Origin of the sequence: Schinkia azotoformans LMG 9581 (genome assembly GCF_000307855.1) — a bacterium.
Classification (GTDB): Bacteria; Bacillota; Bacilli; order Bacillales; family Bacillaceae_J; genus Schinkia; species Schinkia azotoformans.
Genome location: NZ_AJLR01000083.1, coordinates 1 through 524 on the forward strand (window position 1 = coordinate 1; position 524 = coordinate 524).

Consider the following 524-nt stretch of genomic DNA (forward strand, 5'->3'; position numbering starts at 1 on the left):
AATTCTCCTTATTACATATCTTCAAAAACAAGGCTAGGTTTAGCATTTAAGTCTAATCCTGCTTGAACATTTTCAAGACCTTTTTTCCATTCAATGTAGGCTGCTGCTGCAATCATACCGGCATTATCCCCACAATTGACGGTTACACAATGCAGAAGTCTTACTACCAAACTCCAGGCTTAGGTACCTTCCCAGAACCAGGTAAAACAAACTCTGTAACAGTTAAATACGACAAAGACAGTGATAAGACTAATGTTAAAGAGGGTAAATTGACAATTCGTTACACAGACACACTTGGAAATGAAATCAAAGACCCAACAACTCAGACAGGTAAAGTCGGTGACCTTTACGAAGTAGTAGCTCCTGACATCAAAGGTTGGAAATTGAACGACAATTCATCTAACCTCTACCGTGATGATTACACGGAAGGTAACACAACAGTTACATTCAAGTACGATAAAGATGAAACTGTAACACCTGCTGAACAAGGTTCTGTAACTGTACAAAACCTTGACCAAGACGGT

At 39.1% G+C, this 524-nt stretch carries 2 protein-coding genes; one reads left to right on the forward strand and one right to left on the reverse strand.

Annotated elements, in window-relative coordinates; genetic code table 11:
- Positions 1–11: 11 nt before the first annotated feature.
- A complete protein-coding gene (locus BAZO_RS22430; protein ID WP_211208559.1) occupies positions 12–170 on the reverse strand; it encodes a hypothetical protein in 159 nt (52 codons plus the stop codon).
- 99 nt (positions 171–269) lie between these two features.
- Between BAZO_RS22430 and BAZO_RS10795 the strand changes: the two genes are divergently transcribed.
- Positions 270–524 (forward strand): MucBP domain-containing protein (locus BAZO_RS10795; RefSeq protein ID WP_162137837.1); only part of this gene is annotated, 255 nt, incomplete at its 3' end.